Consider the following 15703-nt stretch of genomic DNA (forward strand, 5'->3'; position numbering starts at 1 on the left):
AGGTCGGCGGGAGCCTGCCGGGCTCCCGCCGACCGTGGTGCCCGACACGTGTCGGGCGTGCGTCAGGACGTCACGCAGCCGATCGAGTCGACCGGGAAGTCATGGCCCGTCGACGTGGCGGTGAAGCCGAAGGTCACGCTCCCGTCCGGTGGTACCACGCGGTTGTGGTCCACGTTCCGGACCGTGACCGTCCCGTCGGAGCCCTTGGACAGCGATCCGTTCCACACCCCGCCGAGCGTGGTCCCGCTGCCCGGCTTCCACTGCACGGCCCAGCCGTCGAGCGGCTCGGTGCCGTGGTTCATCACCTCGACCGAGCCCTGGAATCCACCGCTCCAGGAGTTCTCCACGGAGTACACGGCCATGCAGGAGCCGGTGTGCGTGGGCGGCGGGGTGGTCGGGTCCGTCGGGGTCGGCGTCGGGTCCGGGGTGCTGCCGGAACCGCGGATGCCGGTGACCTCTCCGTTGCCGCCGTCGAAGACGACGTCCGAGCAGGAGAAGAAGTTCTCCTGGCTGTCCGAACGCACCCACTGCATGAAGATCAGCGCGTCACCCGAGCGGCCCGAGGGCAGCGCGAGATCCCAGGAGTAGTGGCCCCCGTCGGTGCCCGGCGAGCCCTGCTGGGGCGGGTTGGTCACCGTCTGGATCAGCTCCAGGTCGTCCCAGCCCAGCTCGGACGTGGGCGACCAGCCCGGCTTGGTCAGGTACACCCGGAAGTCACCCGGGTGGGCCGCCCAGTTGCTGTACTGCACTGGGATCGTCGCCCCCGACGTCAGATGCGTGCGGGGCCAGTCCGAGCGGGCGGCGTTGTAGGCGGAGAAGTCGTACGGGGAACGGTCACCGGCGCTGCACAGGGTGCCGTCCGGCACGTAACCGGCGCCGCGGCCGCCCGCGTTGGAGTCGAGCACGGCGAACCAGTTGTACAGGGCCGTCGCGCCGCTCTGGTCGAGCGCGGCCCGACACGCCGGGTTGGTCGGGTCGAGGGCGCCGGTGCCGGTCTTGGCGTCCAGCTGGCACAGGTAGGTGCGGGAGCCGGGCATCATCGCCACGCCGTGCGCCTCGGCCCGCCCCTGCCCGAGCAGGAGGGTCACGCCGAGCGAGCCGAGCAGGGTGGCCAGTACCGCCGCCAGGGATAGGAATCTGGTGCGTCGAACCATAGGGGTCTCCTGGTTCCGGTCCGTAGGTGAGCTGTGAGGTGCGAGCTGATGGATGATCCGTTCATGACAAGATCGGAGATGGAACCCCCGCCCGTCCGGGGCGGGCGCTTCGACCGGACGGGCGGGGAGGCGGTGGGGGCCGTTACGCCGTGGTGCAGGCGGTGTCGTTCAGCCGGAAACCGGCCGGCTCGGCGAACGCGCCGCCGTAGGTGCCCTGGAAGCCGAACGACAGGCTGCCGCCGGGTGCGATCCGGGCGTTGTGGCTCGCGCCGGTCGCCGTGACGGCGCCCGTGGACGGCGTCACGGAGGCGTTCCAGGCGTTGGTGATCCGCTGGCCGGAGGGCAGGGTGAAGGCCAGTCGCCAGCCGTCGACGGGGGCCGTACCGGTGTTGGTGAGGGTGACGTCGGCGGTGAAGCCGTCCTGCCAGACGTTCGTGCCGTACGACACCGCGCACGCCGACGCGTCACCCGGGTCGCCGGGATCGGGGTCCGGGCCGCCCGGGGTGCCGCCGGTCTCGACGGTGGAGGAGAAGGAGTTCACGGCCAGTCCCGCACCGTTCTGCCAGGGCTCGAACCCGGCCTGAACACTCGTCAGGTACCAGTCGTCCTCGGCGAGTCCGCGCGCGACCGTCGCCCGGACGAAGTCCATGACGTCGAAGCTCCAGCCGGTGATCGCCGACGGCGCCACGAACGACAGCACGTCGTTGGAGCCGTTGCCGCCGCTCCAGACCTCCCAGCTCCGTCCGCCGACGGTGGCCGTGCCCACCGGGGAGCCGATGGGCTGGATCGGGCCCACCCTGTTGAACCAGATCATGATCTCGGTCCGGTTGACCCCGTCGGTCCGGGCCGTCGGGTCCAGCCAGATGTCGTACGAGGCGTTGTAGACGGCGCCGTCGACGAAGCCGTACGAGATGCCGGACGGCGCCCGGGAGACGGTGTCGAGCCGGGCGGGGAGGTTGGTGCCCGGCGAACAGGTCGTGTAATGGCAGCCGTTGAAGACCGACGGGTACGACTTCGGTGCCCCGTTGGTCGGCACCGAGCCGTCGGCCTGCGTGACCCGGAAGCCGGTGTCGGTGGCGGTGACGCACTGGGTGGCGCTGGAGCCCCAGCGGTTGTTCTGGACGACGTACCGTCCCTGGATCGTCGTCGTCCCGAACGGTTCGCACAGGGTGGTGTCCGCCTGGGCCGGCGCCGCGGCGGTCACGAGTGACGCGAGGAGGGTGAAGATCGCCAAGGCCGCGCCCAGGGCGCCTAAGAGGCCGCGAGGGGTGCGGGCTTGGGGCCGTAGCGTTCGCATGGGGCCTCTCCGGGAGGGGTGGGGGGAAGGAGGGGCCGGTGCGGGAGCGCTCCCAACTCCCCACTGATGGGAGCGCTCCCACTTACCGGTTGATGGGGACTGTAGAAGCGGTTCATGTTCCTGACAAGACTGTGCGCGCCAGAGTTGTCGAACGAATCTCGAAGCCGCAGGTGAGACAGGCCCCGTCGGGAGCGCTCCCGACGGCCACGCTCAGGCGGAGTCCCGGAGCACCAGTTCCGTACGGAGGATGACGTGCCGCCAGGCGGCGGCGGAGTCCTCCATCTCCTCCTGAAGCAGCCGCACCATCGTGCGGCCGATCTCCCCCAGCGGCTGTCGGACCGTCGTCAGCGGCGGGTCCGTGGGACGGGCCGGGTGGAAGTCGTCGAAGCCGATCACGGCGACGTCCCGCGGCACCCGCCGGCCCGCGGCGCGCAACGCGTTGAGCGCCCCGGCGGCCAGCGTGTCCGAGGCGGCGAAGACCGCGTCCAGGTCCGGGTGCCGGGCGAGCAGCTCGGTCATCGCCCGCTGCCCGCTCTCCTCGGTGAAGTCGCCCCCCTCGACCACCAGCGACGCCCCGGCCGCCGCGCCCGCCAGCCCCAGGGCCTCCCGGTACCCGCGCAGGCGGCACTGGGCGACGTACATGTCGAGCGGTCCGCTGATCGCCCCGATCGTGCGGCGCCCGGTGTCCAGCAGATGCGTGACCGCGCCGCGCGCTCCGCCCGTGTTGTCGGCGTCGACGTAGGTGACGCTCTCCTCGCCGGAACGCCGCCCCAGCATGACGGTGGGCAGTCCCGCCTCGGCGAGCATGTCCGGCAGCGGGTCCTCGGCGTGCACGGACATCAGCAGCACCCCGTCGACCCGGCCACCGCGCGCGTACTCCACGAAGCGCCGCCGCTCGGTGTCCGTGCGGACCAGGGTGAGCAGCAGTTGCAACGAGGTGTCGGTGAGGGCGTCGCCGACGGCGTGGACGATCTCGGTGAAGAACGGCTCTCCGAACAGCCGCCAGTCCGGCTCCGTCATCACCAGCGCGACGGCGTCGGCACGGTGCCCCGCCAGGGAACGGGCCGCCAGATTCGGCACGTACCCCAGCTCGGCGATGGCCCGCTGCACGGCGCGGCGCGTCGAGTCCCGCACACCAGTGGCGTTGTTGATCACCCTCGACACGGTGCCTCGGCCCACGCCCGCGAGGGCGGCCACCTCCTCCAGCGTCGGCGTACCGGGACGCTGCCTGCCCATGTCGGCCCGCCTTCCCCACGAGATCATCCCGAATACTACGGCGAGCCGTCCGGGCTCGGCGGGCCGATCGCGAGGGAGCGGCAGACCGAGCGGTCCGTCGCTCGGTGATCGCGGAAACGGCGAGGTCGCCGAGACGTGAAGTGGCGGGACTCGCGCCCCACGCGGCAGCGCACAGGGCGCGGTCGACCAGGTCGACGAGGTCGAGGCCGCGCTCGGGGTCGGCGTCCCGCGGAAAGCCCGTGACCTCGACGTCGGCGCCGTTGACCAGAAGGTGGCGCAAGGTGGACCACCAGGAGGGGCCGGGCCACACCCGGGCGAGCACGGCGAGGGGCACGGGCCGCGGGGAGGGTCCTCGGTGGAAGGCGCTCGGCCCCGTCAGTCGTCCAGGCGGACCGGCATCAGCAGCGAGAACGTGTCCTCGTCGTCCGTCCGACGGATCGCCAGCGGTGCCGTGGGGGCGGCGCCGAACTCCAGCACGAGCCGGTCCCGGCCCGCGGCGGCGAGCGCGTCCAGCAGGAACCCGCGGTCGACGCCGACCCTGTCCACGCTCCTGTCCACGTCCACGTCCACGTCCACGTCCACGTCCCCGTCGTCGTCCCCGCAGACGGTCACCGTGCCGTCGGCGACCGTCGCCAGCACACTGACGTCACGCGCGGACCGGCCGGGCTCGCGCTCCTCGGCCGGCCGGACGGGACCGGACTCCAAGGCCCTTTGGAACGCGGGCACGTCGACGACGACCCGCCGCCCGGGCGGCAGCTGGACGAGACGGCGGTAGTCGGGGAAGTCATGGGCCAGGCGCTGTCCCGAAGCCTGGCGCTCGCCTGCCTCCAGCGTCACGCGGTCACCCTCCACGGCGAGGCGGGCGGGTCCGTCGTCGGCCAGCAGCGCGCGCATCGCGTCGACGAGCGGCGCGGGCACGACGACGTGTTCGCGCGAGCCCCCGTGCCCGACGGCATCCGTGCGCGCGACGGCCATCCGGTACCGGTCGGTCGCCACGACGTGGAGCCCGTCGCCCTCGACGTCGAACAGCACCCCGCCGAGCATCGGCAGCTCAGGGTCCTTGCCGGCGGCGAACCGGACCGCGTCGAGCGCGGCCGCCAGTGCGGAGGCGGGCAGGGACAGGCGGACGGTGCCGGTACGCGGTGAGGCGGTCATGGGATTCTCCCGGTGATCGAGTAGGGCTCGGAGCGTGGAGAACTCGCCGCGGGCCTCGTCCAGCCCCCGCTCGAGACGGCGCAGATGCGCCTGGAGAAGCCTCCGCACCAGGTCCGTGTCGGCTCCGGACCAGCCGGCCAGTACCAGCCGGATGTCCGCCAACGGCATGCCGGCCCGCCGCAGCCGGACCAGCAGCCTGGCCTCGTCGAGCTGCTCGGGGGCGTACCAGCGGTAGCCACTGGCCGGATCGACCCAGGCGGGGACCAGCACACCGGCCCGGTCGTAGAACCGCAGGGCGCTCACGCCCAGTCCGCTGTCGCGGGCCATCTCCCCGATGCTGCGCATCTCGCTCTCCACGTCCCGCACTCTGATCCCTCGACCAGGTCGAGGGTCAATCACGGGACGATTCCCGCGGTAGCCGACCGGCCGGCCGGTCGGCCGGTCGGCACGGCCGGTCCGTCTGCCATTCTTGCGCCGTGCAGAAGCCCAGCGCCGTCACCCCGGACGCCCCCACGCCGATACGGCTGCCGCTCCTCACCCAGGAGTGGCTCGACCTCGCCTTCATCCACTGGGCCGTCGAGCCCGGCGCCGTGGCGGGGCTGATGCCGCGCGGCACCGTCCCCGACACGCACGACGGGCTCACGTACGTCGGGCTCGTCGCGTTCCGCATGCACCGGGTCGGATGGTTCCGGCTGCCCGGGGTCCCCTACTTCGGCTCGTTCCCGGAGACGAACGTGCGTCTGTACAGCGTGGACGCGCACGGGCGGCGCGGCGTGGTCTTCCGGTCGATGGACGCCTCGCGGCTGGTGCCGGTGCTGATGGGGCGGGTGGGTTTCCGGCTGCCCTACCTGTGGTCCCGCATGACCGTCCGCTCCGTGGGCGACACCGTCACCTACACCAGCTCGCGCCGCTGGCCGGGACCGCGCGGTGCCCACAGCCGCATCACCCTGCGGACCGGCGAGCGCATCCAGGAGCCCACGCCCCTGGAGCACTTCCTCACCGCCCGCTGGGGCATGCACAACATGTTCTTCGGCGGGGCGGCGTATCTGCCCAACCACCACCCCCGCTGGCCCCTGCACCGGGCCCGGCTCCTGTCCTGCGACGAGGACCTGGTCGCGAGTGCCGGGGTGCCCGCCCCCACAGCCGACCCGGTCAGCGTCCTCTACTCACCCGGGGTCAGGGTCCGTCTCGGCCGCCCCGCCCGGCCGGTCACCGCCGTACCGGTCGGCCCTTGACCCGAGGCGGGACGGCGACGTCACTTCCACACGGCCGGCGCACAGTTCCAGCCGTTCGGCTTCGAAGCGGGCACGGAAGCCGCGGTCGTGCGAGACCGCCACCACCGCCCCCGGGTACGCCGCGAGCGCTGCCTGGAGGTCCTCGACCAGGTCGAGGGCGATGTGGTTGGTCGGTTCGTCGAGGACCAGGAGGTCGGCGGGCCGGGTCACCAGGGCCGCGATCTGCAGCCGCCGCTGCTGCCCCTTGGACAGTGCGGCGACCGGCACCCGCAGATCCTCCTCGCGGAACAGGCCCAGGGAGAGGAGCTGTTCGGCGTACTCGTCCGGCGGCCCGGGCCGCCCGGCGGCGAACGCGGCCAGCAGCGGCAGCCGCGTGGTGTGCCCGGGCAGTTCCTGAGGGAGGTAGCCGATCCGGGCGGGGCGGCGCGCGGTGCCCGCATCGGGACGCAGATCACCCGCGAGGACGCGAAGCAGCGTCGTCTTTCCGGCGCCGTTCTCGCCCGTGACGAGGAGGCGTGCTCCGGGCTCGATCACCAGGAGGCCGTCCAGACGCAGCCGTTCCCCGACCCGTACGTGCTCCAGCTCGGCGAGCGGGCCCTGGGGCGGGGCTCCGTCGGCCGGCGACAGCGGTGTCGTGAACCGGAGCGGTTCCGGCGGCGCCGCCACCGGGTCGCGCCGCAGCTGGGCAAGGCGCTCCCGCACCGTGCGCACCTGCCCGCCGAGCTTCGCCTCGCTGGACCGGCGGTGCTTGCCGAACCCCTGCTTCGGGTCGCGGCCGGTGGTGGCGAGCCGTCTGCTCGCGGCCGCCAGCAGTTCCTCCATGCGGTTCACCTCCTCGGCCCAGTCCGCGTACCGCTGCTCGGCTCCGCGCCGGACGGCGGCCTTCGCGGCGCGGTAGCCGGTCCAGCCGTCGCCGTACCGGTGCACGGTGCGCTCGTCCCGGTCGACCTCGAGGATCGTGGTGGCGAGGCGCTCCAGGAAGCCGCGGTCATGGGTGACCGCGACGACGGTGCCGCGGTGTGCGCGCAGGCGCTCCTCCAGCCAGCGCACGGCCGCCTCGTCGAGGTGGTTCGTCGGTTCGTCCAGGAGCAGCAGTTCGGGGGCGGCGGCCAGGACACAGGCGAGCGCGAGGCGCGACTGCTCGCCGCCGGACAGTGAGCCCAGCACGCGGTCACGGGTGATCCGGGCCAGCCCGAGTCCGTACAGGGCGGCGTCCACACGGGCGTCCGCCTCGTATCCACCGCGTTCCTCGTAGGCGGTCAGCAGTGTGCCGTACGAGGCGAGTCCCTCGTCGGACGCGTCGGCGAGGGACTCCTCCGCCGCACGGAGCCTTCGCTCCATCCCGCGCAGCTCGGACAGGGCGAGGTCGACGGCGTCCTGCACGGTGGCGTCCGCAGCGAGGTCCAGCGTCTGGGCGAGGTGGCCGGTGCCGCCGGGGAAGCGGACGGTGATCTCCCCGCTGTCCGGGGTCTCGGCGGCGGCCAGCAGCCGCAGCAAGGTGGACTTGCCGGAACCGTTCTCACCGATGACGGCGGCCCTCTCGCCCGGCCGGACGGTGAAGGAGACCTGGTCGAGGACGGTCCGGGTGCCGTACGACTTGGTGACGGACTTGACGGACAGCTGGGCCACGGCGGTGGGGACGTGGGTGGGCAGGGTGGTACGGGCGCGGTCGCGCATAGGGCTTTTCCCAGGGCGTACGAAGGGTCAACGGGCAGCAGAAACGGCGGCATCGGCCGTGCCCGGACTCAGACGAAGAAGAGGAAAGCCATGACCTCACTATAACAAGACGGACCGTCTCGCCTCAACCCGTGGTGCGCGGCCTTGGGACGGAACGACCGCCCCTCGTCACGCAGTCGCTCCGACCGGCTCACCCGAACGCCTCATGGCCCGACGCTAGTTGACGCATCAATCACCGGCGCCTAGCGTAGATGACGCGTCAACCAATTGGTTGCGGGTCGTCAGCCCGGCCATCCCGTAGCTGCCCGACTGGGTGGCATCGAGAGGTCGGTGCGCTGCGGAGACCCGCGGACGCGAAGTTCCAGAAGGGGAGTCTCGTGAGTACGGAGAACAAGGCCGGCCTCGGCGCGCTGCTGACGCCCGAGGAGAGCGTTCTCGCCCTCATCGACCATCAGCCGTTCCAGGTCGCCAACCTGCACAGTCACGAACCGACGATGGTCATCAACAACGCCGTCGGGCTCGCCAAGGCCGCCAAGGTGTTCGGCGTTCCGACCATTCTGACCACTGTCCTGGAGGAGCGTGGCGGCCTCATTCTCCCGGGTCTGCAGGAGGTGTTCCCGGAGCAGAAGCCGATCAACAGGACCTTCATCAACACCTGGCAGGACGAGCGGGTCGTCAATGCCGTCAGGGCGACGGGACGCAAGAAGCTGATCATTGCCGGCCTCTGGACGGAGATCTGCGTGGCCATGCCGGCGATACAGGCGGCGGGGGAGGGTTTCGAGGTCTTCGCCGTCACGGACGCGTCGGGCGGTGTGTCGAGGGAGGCCCACGACATGGCGGTGCAGCGCATGATCCAGGCGGGCGTGGTCCCGATCACCTGGATGGCCGTGCTGGGCGAGTGGCAGCGTGACTGGGCCCGCGAGAAGACCGTGCAGGGTGTCGCCGAGGTCCAGGCGCAGCACGGCGGCGCCAGCGGTGTAGCCTTCGCCTGGGAGATGCAGCTCCTGGCCACGTCCGCCGGAGACCCAGCCTGACGGCACCGCCGTCCCTGGGCCGGTGCGCCCCCTTCGTTCTCACCGCTTCCGGCCGGAGACGGCCGGAAGCGCTCCAGCGGCCGGGCCGAGGGGCCCATCCAGCGCCATTTCCCTGTCAGTTCGGCGCGGCATGGTCCCCTCGGCGGCCGGTCACTCCACCGCTGCTCTGGGCGTAGGTATGGCCGCGTCGTAGAGGAGCCGGCACGAGCAGTGCCTGCCGTCCGGCGGCCAGCCGGCGCCATCGTGTCCCTTGCGCAAGACGACGTGCGGTCACCTCACGGGCGAGGAAGCGCAGAGCGGAGGTGGACAGATCGACCCCGGCTGGGTGACAAGCTGGCGGAAAGCTCCTGGCGGGATGGCTTGGACTCGACACGCACCCGTCTGCCAGGAGCTTCGCTGTGCCCGGACCCGCCCTCACCCGGCTATCTGCGAGCCGGGCGCGGGCTGGATTCGGCCGAGCTCGCGGCTCAACTCGGACTCCCCCCGGTGTGCTCGGCTGTGCTCAGCGAGGAGCAGTACCGCCCGGGGACTCTCCGCCCAGGAGCGTGAGCAGCCCGGGGAATCTCTTCTCGATGTCCGCGCGTCGTAGTCGGATGCCCTTGCGGTTGCCGTAGTCGATCTCGTCAATGAGACCTGCCTCGCGCAGGACTCGGAAGTGGTGGGTCTGGGTCTGCTTCGAGATCGGAAGATTGAACGAGTTGCAGCCCCGCTCGCTGTCGCCGCGGTCGGCGGCCAACTCCGTCATCACCGAACGACGGTGCTCGTCGGCGAGGGCGCGAAACACCGCACCCAGATCGAGCGCATCGACCTCCGGGCCGACCAGGTTCCTCCCGGCCACGCCGCACCTCCTTCAGGTATGACTTGCATCGTACCTGAAGGACGTGCTTCTCTGAGGTACGAAATTGATCGTACCTTGGACCGGTTGCGCCTCCCCGTGCCGCCGCTCCCTCAGGCCCGGCCCGGCACTCGCCGGGGACCTGGTCATCGACACTCCGAGAGGTCATCGTCATGAAGAAGCCCGAGGTGCTGATAGTCGGTGCCGGAATCGCAGGGCCCGCACTCGCGTACTGGCTCTCCCGGAACGGATACCGGCCGACGGTCGTCGAACACGCCCGGCAGCTGCGCTCCGGTGGTAGCGCGATCGTCGTGAAGGGGCCCGCGATCCCGGTCGCCGAGCGCATGGGCGTCCTCCCGCAGCTCCGCGAGCTCGCCACCCGCAATCGGTCGCTGACCCTGCTCGACCCCGGCGGCAGGCGGATCCTTCAGCTCCCGCTCACCTCGGACAAGGCGCCGACGGTCGAGGTGACCCGAGCCGACCTGTCCGAAGTGCTCCACCGGTCGGCGCAGACCGAGGCCGAGTTCTTGTTCGACGACACGGTCACCGCTCTCGACCAGGACGAAGGTGGGGTGGACGTCACCTTCCGGCGGTCCGCGCCACGGCGCTTCGACCTAATCATCGGTGCCGACGGGATGCACTCCACCGTACGGCGCCTGGTATTCGGCCCCGAGCGGCAGTTCGCGAGCGATTTGGGCCTGTACGGCGCGACCGTCCCGCTGGAACCCGACGCCATCGAGGACCCGACCGAGATGACGATGCTGACCGTGCCGAACCGGATGCTGGTCCTCCACCCCTCGCGGACCACCCCGCTCGCGATCTTCACCTTCCGGGCCGCACAGCCGGCGCCCCACGACCGCAAGAACGTCGCCCTTCACAAGCGGACCGTGGCCGACGCCTACGCCGACGTGCGGTGGCGGGCACCCGAACTCGTGGCAGCCTTCCTCGACCACCCGGCTCCGTTCTTCGACCCCCTGACCACCGTCCGGGTGCCCTCGTGGTCCCGCGGACGGGTCGTACTGCTCGGGGACGCAGCAGCGGCGACAGCCCTGCTGGGCGACGGGTCCAGCATGGCGATGGCGGGCGCGTACGCCCTCGCAGAAGAGCTCGCCGCCCAACCCGGTGATCACGCCCGCGCCTTCGCCGCCTATGAGTCACGGCTCCGCCGTGAGGTAGGTCCGCGGCAGCGACGCGTCGGTCTGCTCTCCAGGCTCATGGTGCCCCGCACCCGGACGGGCCTCGCGGTGCGCAATACGGTGGGCCGCGCGGTCGGTCGCACGAACCGGATCGCCTCTCGCGAAGCCGCGAACCGGTAGACCGGGCCCGCACCGTCCGCTCACCGGTCGGTGCGCAGGTCCGCGGCAGCTCTCAGCCGGGTCGGCGCCGCCATGTCCGACGAGCGCGGCTCGGCGTGGCGGGTCATCACCGATGCGGCAGATCGACTGCTGTCGGCCCCACCCACCGTTCCCGGCGCTCCCCACAACAAGGGCGCTGCCGGTGACTACCCCCCGCGACGCGGAGGCGAGGTGCTGGACGGACAAGGCGTATCGAGGCGCCAGGGCACCACCCGGGCGCCCGTCCGCGATCGGCGTCTCAAGCTGCGGCAACGTCGGCACAACAGCACCCAGGCCGGAATCCGTTGCCTCGGCGAGCAAGCCCTGGCCGCCCTGAAGGACTGACGCCTCCCGCGGAGTTCCGCTGTAGCACCAACCGGGTCACCGCCATCGTGACGACCATCCCCGCCCTTCGTCACGCCTCAGCCGCGACCCGCGGGCCACCTCGGCGTCGAATTCCTCCCGCCGCAGCGGCGGCCAGCCGCGCTGCCTCCCGATCCGGTCACGGATCTCCTTGTACCCGGGGTAGAAGAGCTCCTCGGCCTCTCCGTCGGTGGCGGCGACGAAGCCGGGCGAAGGCGTGCCGATCGGCTGTGCGGTCGTGCCGAATTCGTCACTGGCACGCCGGTACAGATCCACGTAGGGAGCGAACCGGTCGGGAGCGCCGCCGATGACGGCGAGCATGAGCCGGAAGCCGTACCGCGCGGTGGGGAGCACGGACTGCGGTGTCCCGCCCACCCCCACCCAGGTGTTGAGACGTCCCGAATCCGTCTTCGGGTACACGTCCGCATCGTGCAGGGCGGCACGCGTGGTGCCTTCCCAGGTGACCGGTTTCTCGTCGAGGAGCCGGTGGAGAAGGTCGATCTTCTCCTCGAACAGCACCTCGTAGTCCTTGAGGTCGTACCCGAACAGGGGGAACGACTCGGTGAAGGAACCGCGTCCGAGGATCACCTCGGCGCGGCCGTTGGAGAGCGCGTCGACCGTGGCGAACCGCTGGAACACGCGCACGGGGTCGTCCGAGGACAGCACGGTCACGCCCGACGCGAGCCGGATGCGCGGGACGTCCGTCATCGCCGCCGATCTAGTTGACATGTGAACCATGAAACCCAAGTGGTTTGCACGTCAACTAGATAGAGTCATCGATGCCCCCAATCACGCTGCCCCAGGGTCCAGGGGGAAGCTCGGCGGAGCTTGAGCCCTCTCAGTCCTGGTGCGGGGGAGAGGGGGAACCCTCACCGGCTCGGCGTTCCCGGGTGCCGGGCCGCTCCTCTCGCCCGGTCAGTCCGGCTGCTTCTCCATGTGGTCCAGGATGCGCTGGGAGAGGCGGCCGAGTGTGTTGAGCTGGTTCGGGGTCAGGGCGTCGATGAAGAGGCGGCGGACGTGCTCGACGTGCTGGGGCGCGGCCTCCTCGATCGCCTTGTAGCCGGCCGGGGTGGCGACGACGAACGCACCGCGTCCGTCGTCGGGGCACTCCTCCCTGGCCACGAGCCCGCGTTTCGCCATCCGCGTGACCTGGTGGGACATCCGGCTCTTCTCCCACTCCACGAGTTTGGCCAGATCCAGGAAGCGCATCCGCCCGTTGCCTCTTTCGGTGAGGCTGACGAGCACGGTGTAGTCGGCCGCTGACATCCCGGAGTCGATGTGGACGCGTCGGGACAGTCGTCCGATGAGTGTCTCCTGCATGCGGATGAAGCTGTCCCAGGCGGCCTTCTGCTCGGGGTCGAGCCAGCGCGGCTGTGCGTCCATGGGGGCAGTCTAACGAAATCGTTGACAGCTCATCTACCGGCTGTGGCCGCGACGCGGCCCTCAGTGCGGCCGCGCGCGGACCATGACCAGGTAAGTTGATGCATCAACTGTGTCGGGCTAGGCTGATGTCCGGCCGACGGGACCCCGCCGAATCGAGCGGGACCGGGCCCCACGAGGAGGACACATGACGGTCGCAGTGAGCGACGTGCCCGAGGCGAAGCGCTACGAGGCCCGTGTCGACGGAGAGTCCAAGGTGGCGGGCGTCGCGGAATACATCCGTACGACGGAACTCGTGGCGTTCGTGCACACCGAGGTCGAGGCGGAGTACGAGGGCAGGGGGATCGGGTCGGCGCTGGTGCGCACAGCCCTTGACGAGGCGCGGGCCGCGGACCTGCGGGTGCTGGCCACCTGCCCCTTCTTCGCGGGCTGGATCAGCCGGCACCCCGAGTACCAGGACCTGCTGTACCAGTCCCGCAGCCAGGTCAGTGACTGAGAAGCCGAGCGCGGGAGCGACGGAGGCCGGCATGAGCGGCGCATCCGAGCGAAGGGCGTACCGGACGGAGTCGGTCACGGTGACCTTCGAGGCAGGGCACTGTCTCCACGCCCGCATGCGTCCAATTCCCGCACCGGCTCTGCCGAACGCCGTCGTCACACCGCGCCGGAACCCACCGACCCGCTGACCCCGGCAGGCTCGCGGACACCCACGACGTCCGGCTGCGCATCCCGATCCACTCCGAGTACGCGGCCTCGGCCCTGGACGAACTCGCCGACGACGACGCGGTGTTCACCGTGGACACCGGCATGTCCAACGATTGGGCGGCGCGCTACTTGACCCCCAACGGACGGCGCCGGTGATCGGCTCGTTCCTGCACGGCACGATGGCCAACGCGCTGCCGCACGCGATCGGCGCGCAGTTCGCCTACGCGGGCCGCCGGGTGGTCTCGATGTCGGGCGACGGTGGGGGGAGAGTTGCTCACCGTGAAGCTGCACGCCTGCCGGTGAAGACGATCGTCTTCAACAATTCCCCCTGGGCATGGCCAAGTTGGAGATGCTGGTCGAGGGACTGCTCGAGCACGAGACCGACCACGAGGCGGTGGACTACGCGGCGATCGCCCGCAGCGCGGGCATCGAGGCGATCCGCATCGAGCACCCCGGGGAGGTCGCCGAAGGACTCAAGCGGGCGCTCGCTCACGACGGACCGTTCCTGGTCGACCGGGTGACCGACGCCAACGCGCTGTCGATCCCGCCGCACATCTCGGCCGCCCAGATCAAGGGATTCGCCTTCGCCGCGGGCCGCACCGTGCTCGACGGGGGCGTCGGCAGGATGCTCGACCTGGCCCGCGCCAACCTGCGGAACGTCCCACGCCCCTGAGATGGTCACAGGACTTTCGGTGCCACCGGGGGCGACCAGGCCCCCGGTGGTCGACCTGAGCGCCTAGAAGAACCCGAGCTTACGAGGGCTGTAGGAACAGAGGATGTTCTTGGTCTGCTGGTAGTGCTCCAGCATCATCTTGTGGTTCTCCCGGCCGATGCCCGACTGCTTGTAGCCACCGAAGGCGGCGTGCGCCGGGTAGGCGTGGTAGCAGTTCGTCCACACGCGTCCCGCCTGGATCGCGCGGCCGGCGCGGTAGGCGGTGTTCATGTCGCGGGTCCACACACCGGCGCCGAGGCCGTACAGGGTGTCGTTGGCGGTCTTGATCGCGTCGTCGAAGTCGTCGAAGGACGTCACCGACACGACCGGGCCGAAGATCTCCTCCTGGAAGATCCGCATGCGGTTGTGTCCCTCGAAGATCGTCGGCTGGACGTAGTAGCCGCCCTTCAACTCGCCGTCGTGCTCGATCCGCTCACCGCCGGTGAGTACCTTGGCGCCCTCCTGGCGGCCGATGTCCAGGTAGGAGAGGATCTTCTCCAACTGGTCGTTGGAGGCCTGCGCGCCGATCATCGTGTCGGTGTCCAGCGGGTGGCCCGGCTTGATCAGCTCGGTGCGGGCGACGGCGGCCTCCATGAACTCGGCGTAGCTGCCGCGCTGGACGAGCGCCCGGGACGGGCAGGTGCAGACCTCGCCCTGGTTGAGCGCGAACATCGTGAAGCCCTCGAGCGCCTTGTCGCGGAAGTCGTCGTCCCGCGCCCAGACGTCGTCGAAGAAGATGTTCGGCGACTTGCCGCCCAGCTCCAGCGTGACCGGTTTGATGTTCTCCGAGGCGTACTGCATGATCAGCCGCCCGGTGGTGGTCTCCCCGGTGAACGCCACCTTCGCCACCCGGGGGCTCGACGCCAGCGGTTTGCCCGCCTCCACGCCGAAGCCGTTGACGACGTTCAGGACGCCGGGCGGCAGCAGGTCCGCGACCAGGCTCAGCCAGTAGTGGATCGAGGCCGGGGTCTGCTCCGCGGGCTTCAGGACCACCGCGTTTCCGGCGGCGAGGGCGGGCGCGAGCTTCCAGGCCGCCATCAGGATCGGGAAGTTCCACGGGATGATCTGCGCGACGACTCCCAGGGGCTCGTGGAAGTGGTAGGCCACGGTGTCGTCGTCGATCTCGCCGAGCGAGCCCTCCTGGGCGCGGATCGCGCCCGCGAAGTAGCGGAAGTGGTCGATGGCGAGCGGGATGTCCGCCGCCAGCGTCTCGCGCACCGGCTTGCCGTTCTCCCAGCTCTCGGCGACCGCCAGGCGCTCCAGGTTCGCCTCCATACGGTCAGCGATCTTCAACAGGATGTCGGAACGCTCGGTCACCGAGGTACGGCCCCAGCCCGGAGCGGCCTCGTGCGCGGCGTCGAGCGCCAGCTCCACGTCGTCCGCCGTGCCGCGCGCGATCTCGGTGAACGGCAGGCCGTTCACCGGGGACGGGTTCTCGAAGTACTGTCCGCGCGCCGGCGGCACGTACTCGCCGCCGATGAAGTGGTCGTAGCGCGACTGATAGGAGACGATCGCGCCCTCGGTGCCGGGCGCCGCGTAACGGGTCATCCTCTGTGCCTCCCTCATCGAGCGCTGCCCGCCGTTGGACA

Annotated in this window: 13 protein-coding genes and 3 pseudogenes; 6 read left to right on the plus strand and 10 right to left on the minus strand. The window is 70.8% G+C overall.

Translation table 11 applies throughout. From position 1 onward, the window contains the following. Window positions 1-62: 62 nt before the first annotated feature. The 4 genes from BZZ08_RS14460 to BZZ08_RS14475 all read right to left on the minus strand — a co-directional run bounded on the left by BZZ08_RS14460 (window position 63) and on the right by BZZ08_RS14475 (window position 5187). The gene (locus tag BZZ08_RS14460) at window positions 63-1154 is read right to left on the minus strand and encodes a lytic polysaccharide monooxygenase auxiliary activity family 9 protein (RefSeq protein ID WP_104632608.1); all 1092 of its coding nucleotides are present in this window, start codon (window positions 1152-1154) and stop codon (window positions 63-65) included. Window positions 1155-1296: 142 nt separating this feature from the next. Continuing rightward, a complete protein-coding gene (locus BZZ08_RS14465; RefSeq protein ID WP_104632609.1) occupies window positions 1297-2451 on the minus strand; it encodes a GH12 family glycosyl hydrolase domain-containing protein in 1155 nt (384 codons plus the stop codon). Between the two features lie 210 nt (window positions 2452-2661). Then, window positions 2662-3687 (minus strand): LacI family DNA-binding transcriptional regulator, encoded by a 1026-nt coding sequence (locus BZZ08_RS14470; protein ID WP_104632610.1) that lies wholly within the window; start codon window positions 3685-3687, stop codon window positions 2662-2664. A gap of 375 nt (window positions 3688-4062) precedes the next feature. After that, a complete protein-coding gene (locus BZZ08_RS14475; protein ID WP_198601471.1) occupies window positions 4063-5187 on the minus strand; it encodes a DNA polymerase III subunit beta family protein in 1125 nt (374 codons plus the stop codon). 131 nt (window positions 5188-5318) lie between these two features. Between BZZ08_RS14475 and BZZ08_RS14480 the strand changes: the two genes are divergently transcribed. Next, entirely contained in the window at window positions 5319-6077 is a 759-nt protein-coding gene (locus BZZ08_RS14480; RefSeq protein ID WP_104632612.1) for a YqjF family protein, read from the plus strand. Here the strand turns inward: BZZ08_RS14480 and abc-f are convergent. Next, window positions 6009-7754: a ribosomal protection-like ABC-F family protein gene (gene abc-f / locus BZZ08_RS14485; RefSeq protein WP_104632613.1), complete on the minus strand. Its 1746-nt coding sequence runs from the start codon at window positions 7752-7754 to the stop codon at window positions 6009-6011. The two genes, BZZ08_RS14480 and abc-f, sit on opposite strands and share 69 nt — an antisense overlap. 377 nt (window positions 7755-8131) lie before the next feature. Between abc-f and BZZ08_RS14490 the strand changes: the two genes are divergently transcribed. Further along, window positions 8132-8788 carry a hydrolase gene (locus BZZ08_RS14490; protein WP_104632614.1) on the plus strand — a complete coding sequence of 219 codons (657 nt, stop codon included), beginning with the start codon at window positions 8132-8134 and terminating at the stop codon, window positions 8786-8788. A 154-nt stretch (window positions 8789-8942) separates the two neighbouring features. On the opposite strand, the pseudogene BZZ08_RS40095 reads toward BZZ08_RS14490, so the two are convergent. Both BZZ08_RS40095 and BZZ08_RS14500 read right to left on the minus strand, forming a co-directional pair. Further along, window positions 8943-9161: pseudogene (locus tag BZZ08_RS40095) on the minus strand (hypothetical protein); the annotation flags it as partial. Window positions 9162-9290: 129 nt separating this feature from the next. Then, window positions 9291-9626: an ArsR/SmtB family transcription factor gene (locus BZZ08_RS14500; protein ID WP_104632615.1), complete on the minus strand. Its 336-nt coding sequence runs from the start codon at window positions 9624-9626 to the stop codon at window positions 9291-9293. 170 nt (window positions 9627-9796) lie between these two features. Between BZZ08_RS14500 and BZZ08_RS14505 the strand changes: the two genes are divergently transcribed. Together BZZ08_RS14505 and BZZ08_RS38590 are read left to right on the plus strand one after the other, a co-directional pair. Continuing rightward, window positions 9797-10939, plus strand: coding sequence for an FAD-dependent monooxygenase (locus BZZ08_RS14505; RefSeq protein ID WP_104632616.1), 1143 nt, complete (start codon window positions 9797-9799; stop codon window positions 10937-10939). A 72-nt stretch (window positions 10940-11011) separates the two neighbouring features. Further along, on the plus strand, window positions 11012-11302 hold the full coding sequence (locus BZZ08_RS38590; protein ID WP_133169197.1) for a hypothetical protein: 291 nt from the start codon (window positions 11012-11014) through the stop codon (window positions 11300-11302). An 84-nt stretch (window positions 11303-11386) separates the two neighbouring features. On the opposite strand, the pseudogene BZZ08_RS14510 reads toward BZZ08_RS38590, so the two are convergent. Beyond that, window positions 11387-12025: pseudogene (locus BZZ08_RS14510) on the minus strand (LLM class flavin-dependent oxidoreductase); the annotation flags it as partial. A 210-nt stretch (window positions 12026-12235) separates the two neighbouring features. Next, the gene (locus BZZ08_RS14515; RefSeq protein WP_104632617.1) at window positions 12236-12703 is read right to left on the minus strand and encodes a MarR family winged helix-turn-helix transcriptional regulator; all 468 of its coding nucleotides are present in this window, start codon (window positions 12701-12703) and stop codon (window positions 12236-12238) included. 184 nt (window positions 12704-12887) lie between these two features. On the opposite strand from BZZ08_RS14515, the gene BZZ08_RS14520 reads away from it, so the two are divergent. Both BZZ08_RS14520 and BZZ08_RS14525 read left to right on the plus strand, forming a co-directional pair. After that, window positions 12888-13196, plus strand: coding sequence for a GNAT family N-acetyltransferase (locus tag BZZ08_RS14520; protein ID WP_104632618.1), 309 nt, complete (start codon window positions 12888-12890; stop codon window positions 13194-13196). Window positions 13197-13396: 200 nt separating this feature from the next. Further along, window positions 13397-14075, plus strand: a pseudogene (locus BZZ08_RS14525) (thiamine pyrophosphate-dependent enzyme); the annotation flags it as partial. Window positions 14076-14138: 63 nt separating this feature from the next. Here the strand turns inward: BZZ08_RS14525 and exaC are convergent. Further along, a complete protein-coding gene (exaC, locus tag BZZ08_RS14530; RefSeq protein WP_104632619.1) occupies window positions 14139-15662 on the minus strand; it encodes an acetaldehyde dehydrogenase ExaC in 1524 nt (507 codons plus the stop codon). Window positions 15663-15703 lie beyond the last annotated feature (41 nt).

It is taken from the genome of Streptomyces sp. MH60, assembly GCF_002939385.1.
Taxonomy (GTDB): Bacteria; Actinomycetota; Actinomycetes; order Streptomycetales; family Streptomycetaceae; genus Streptomyces.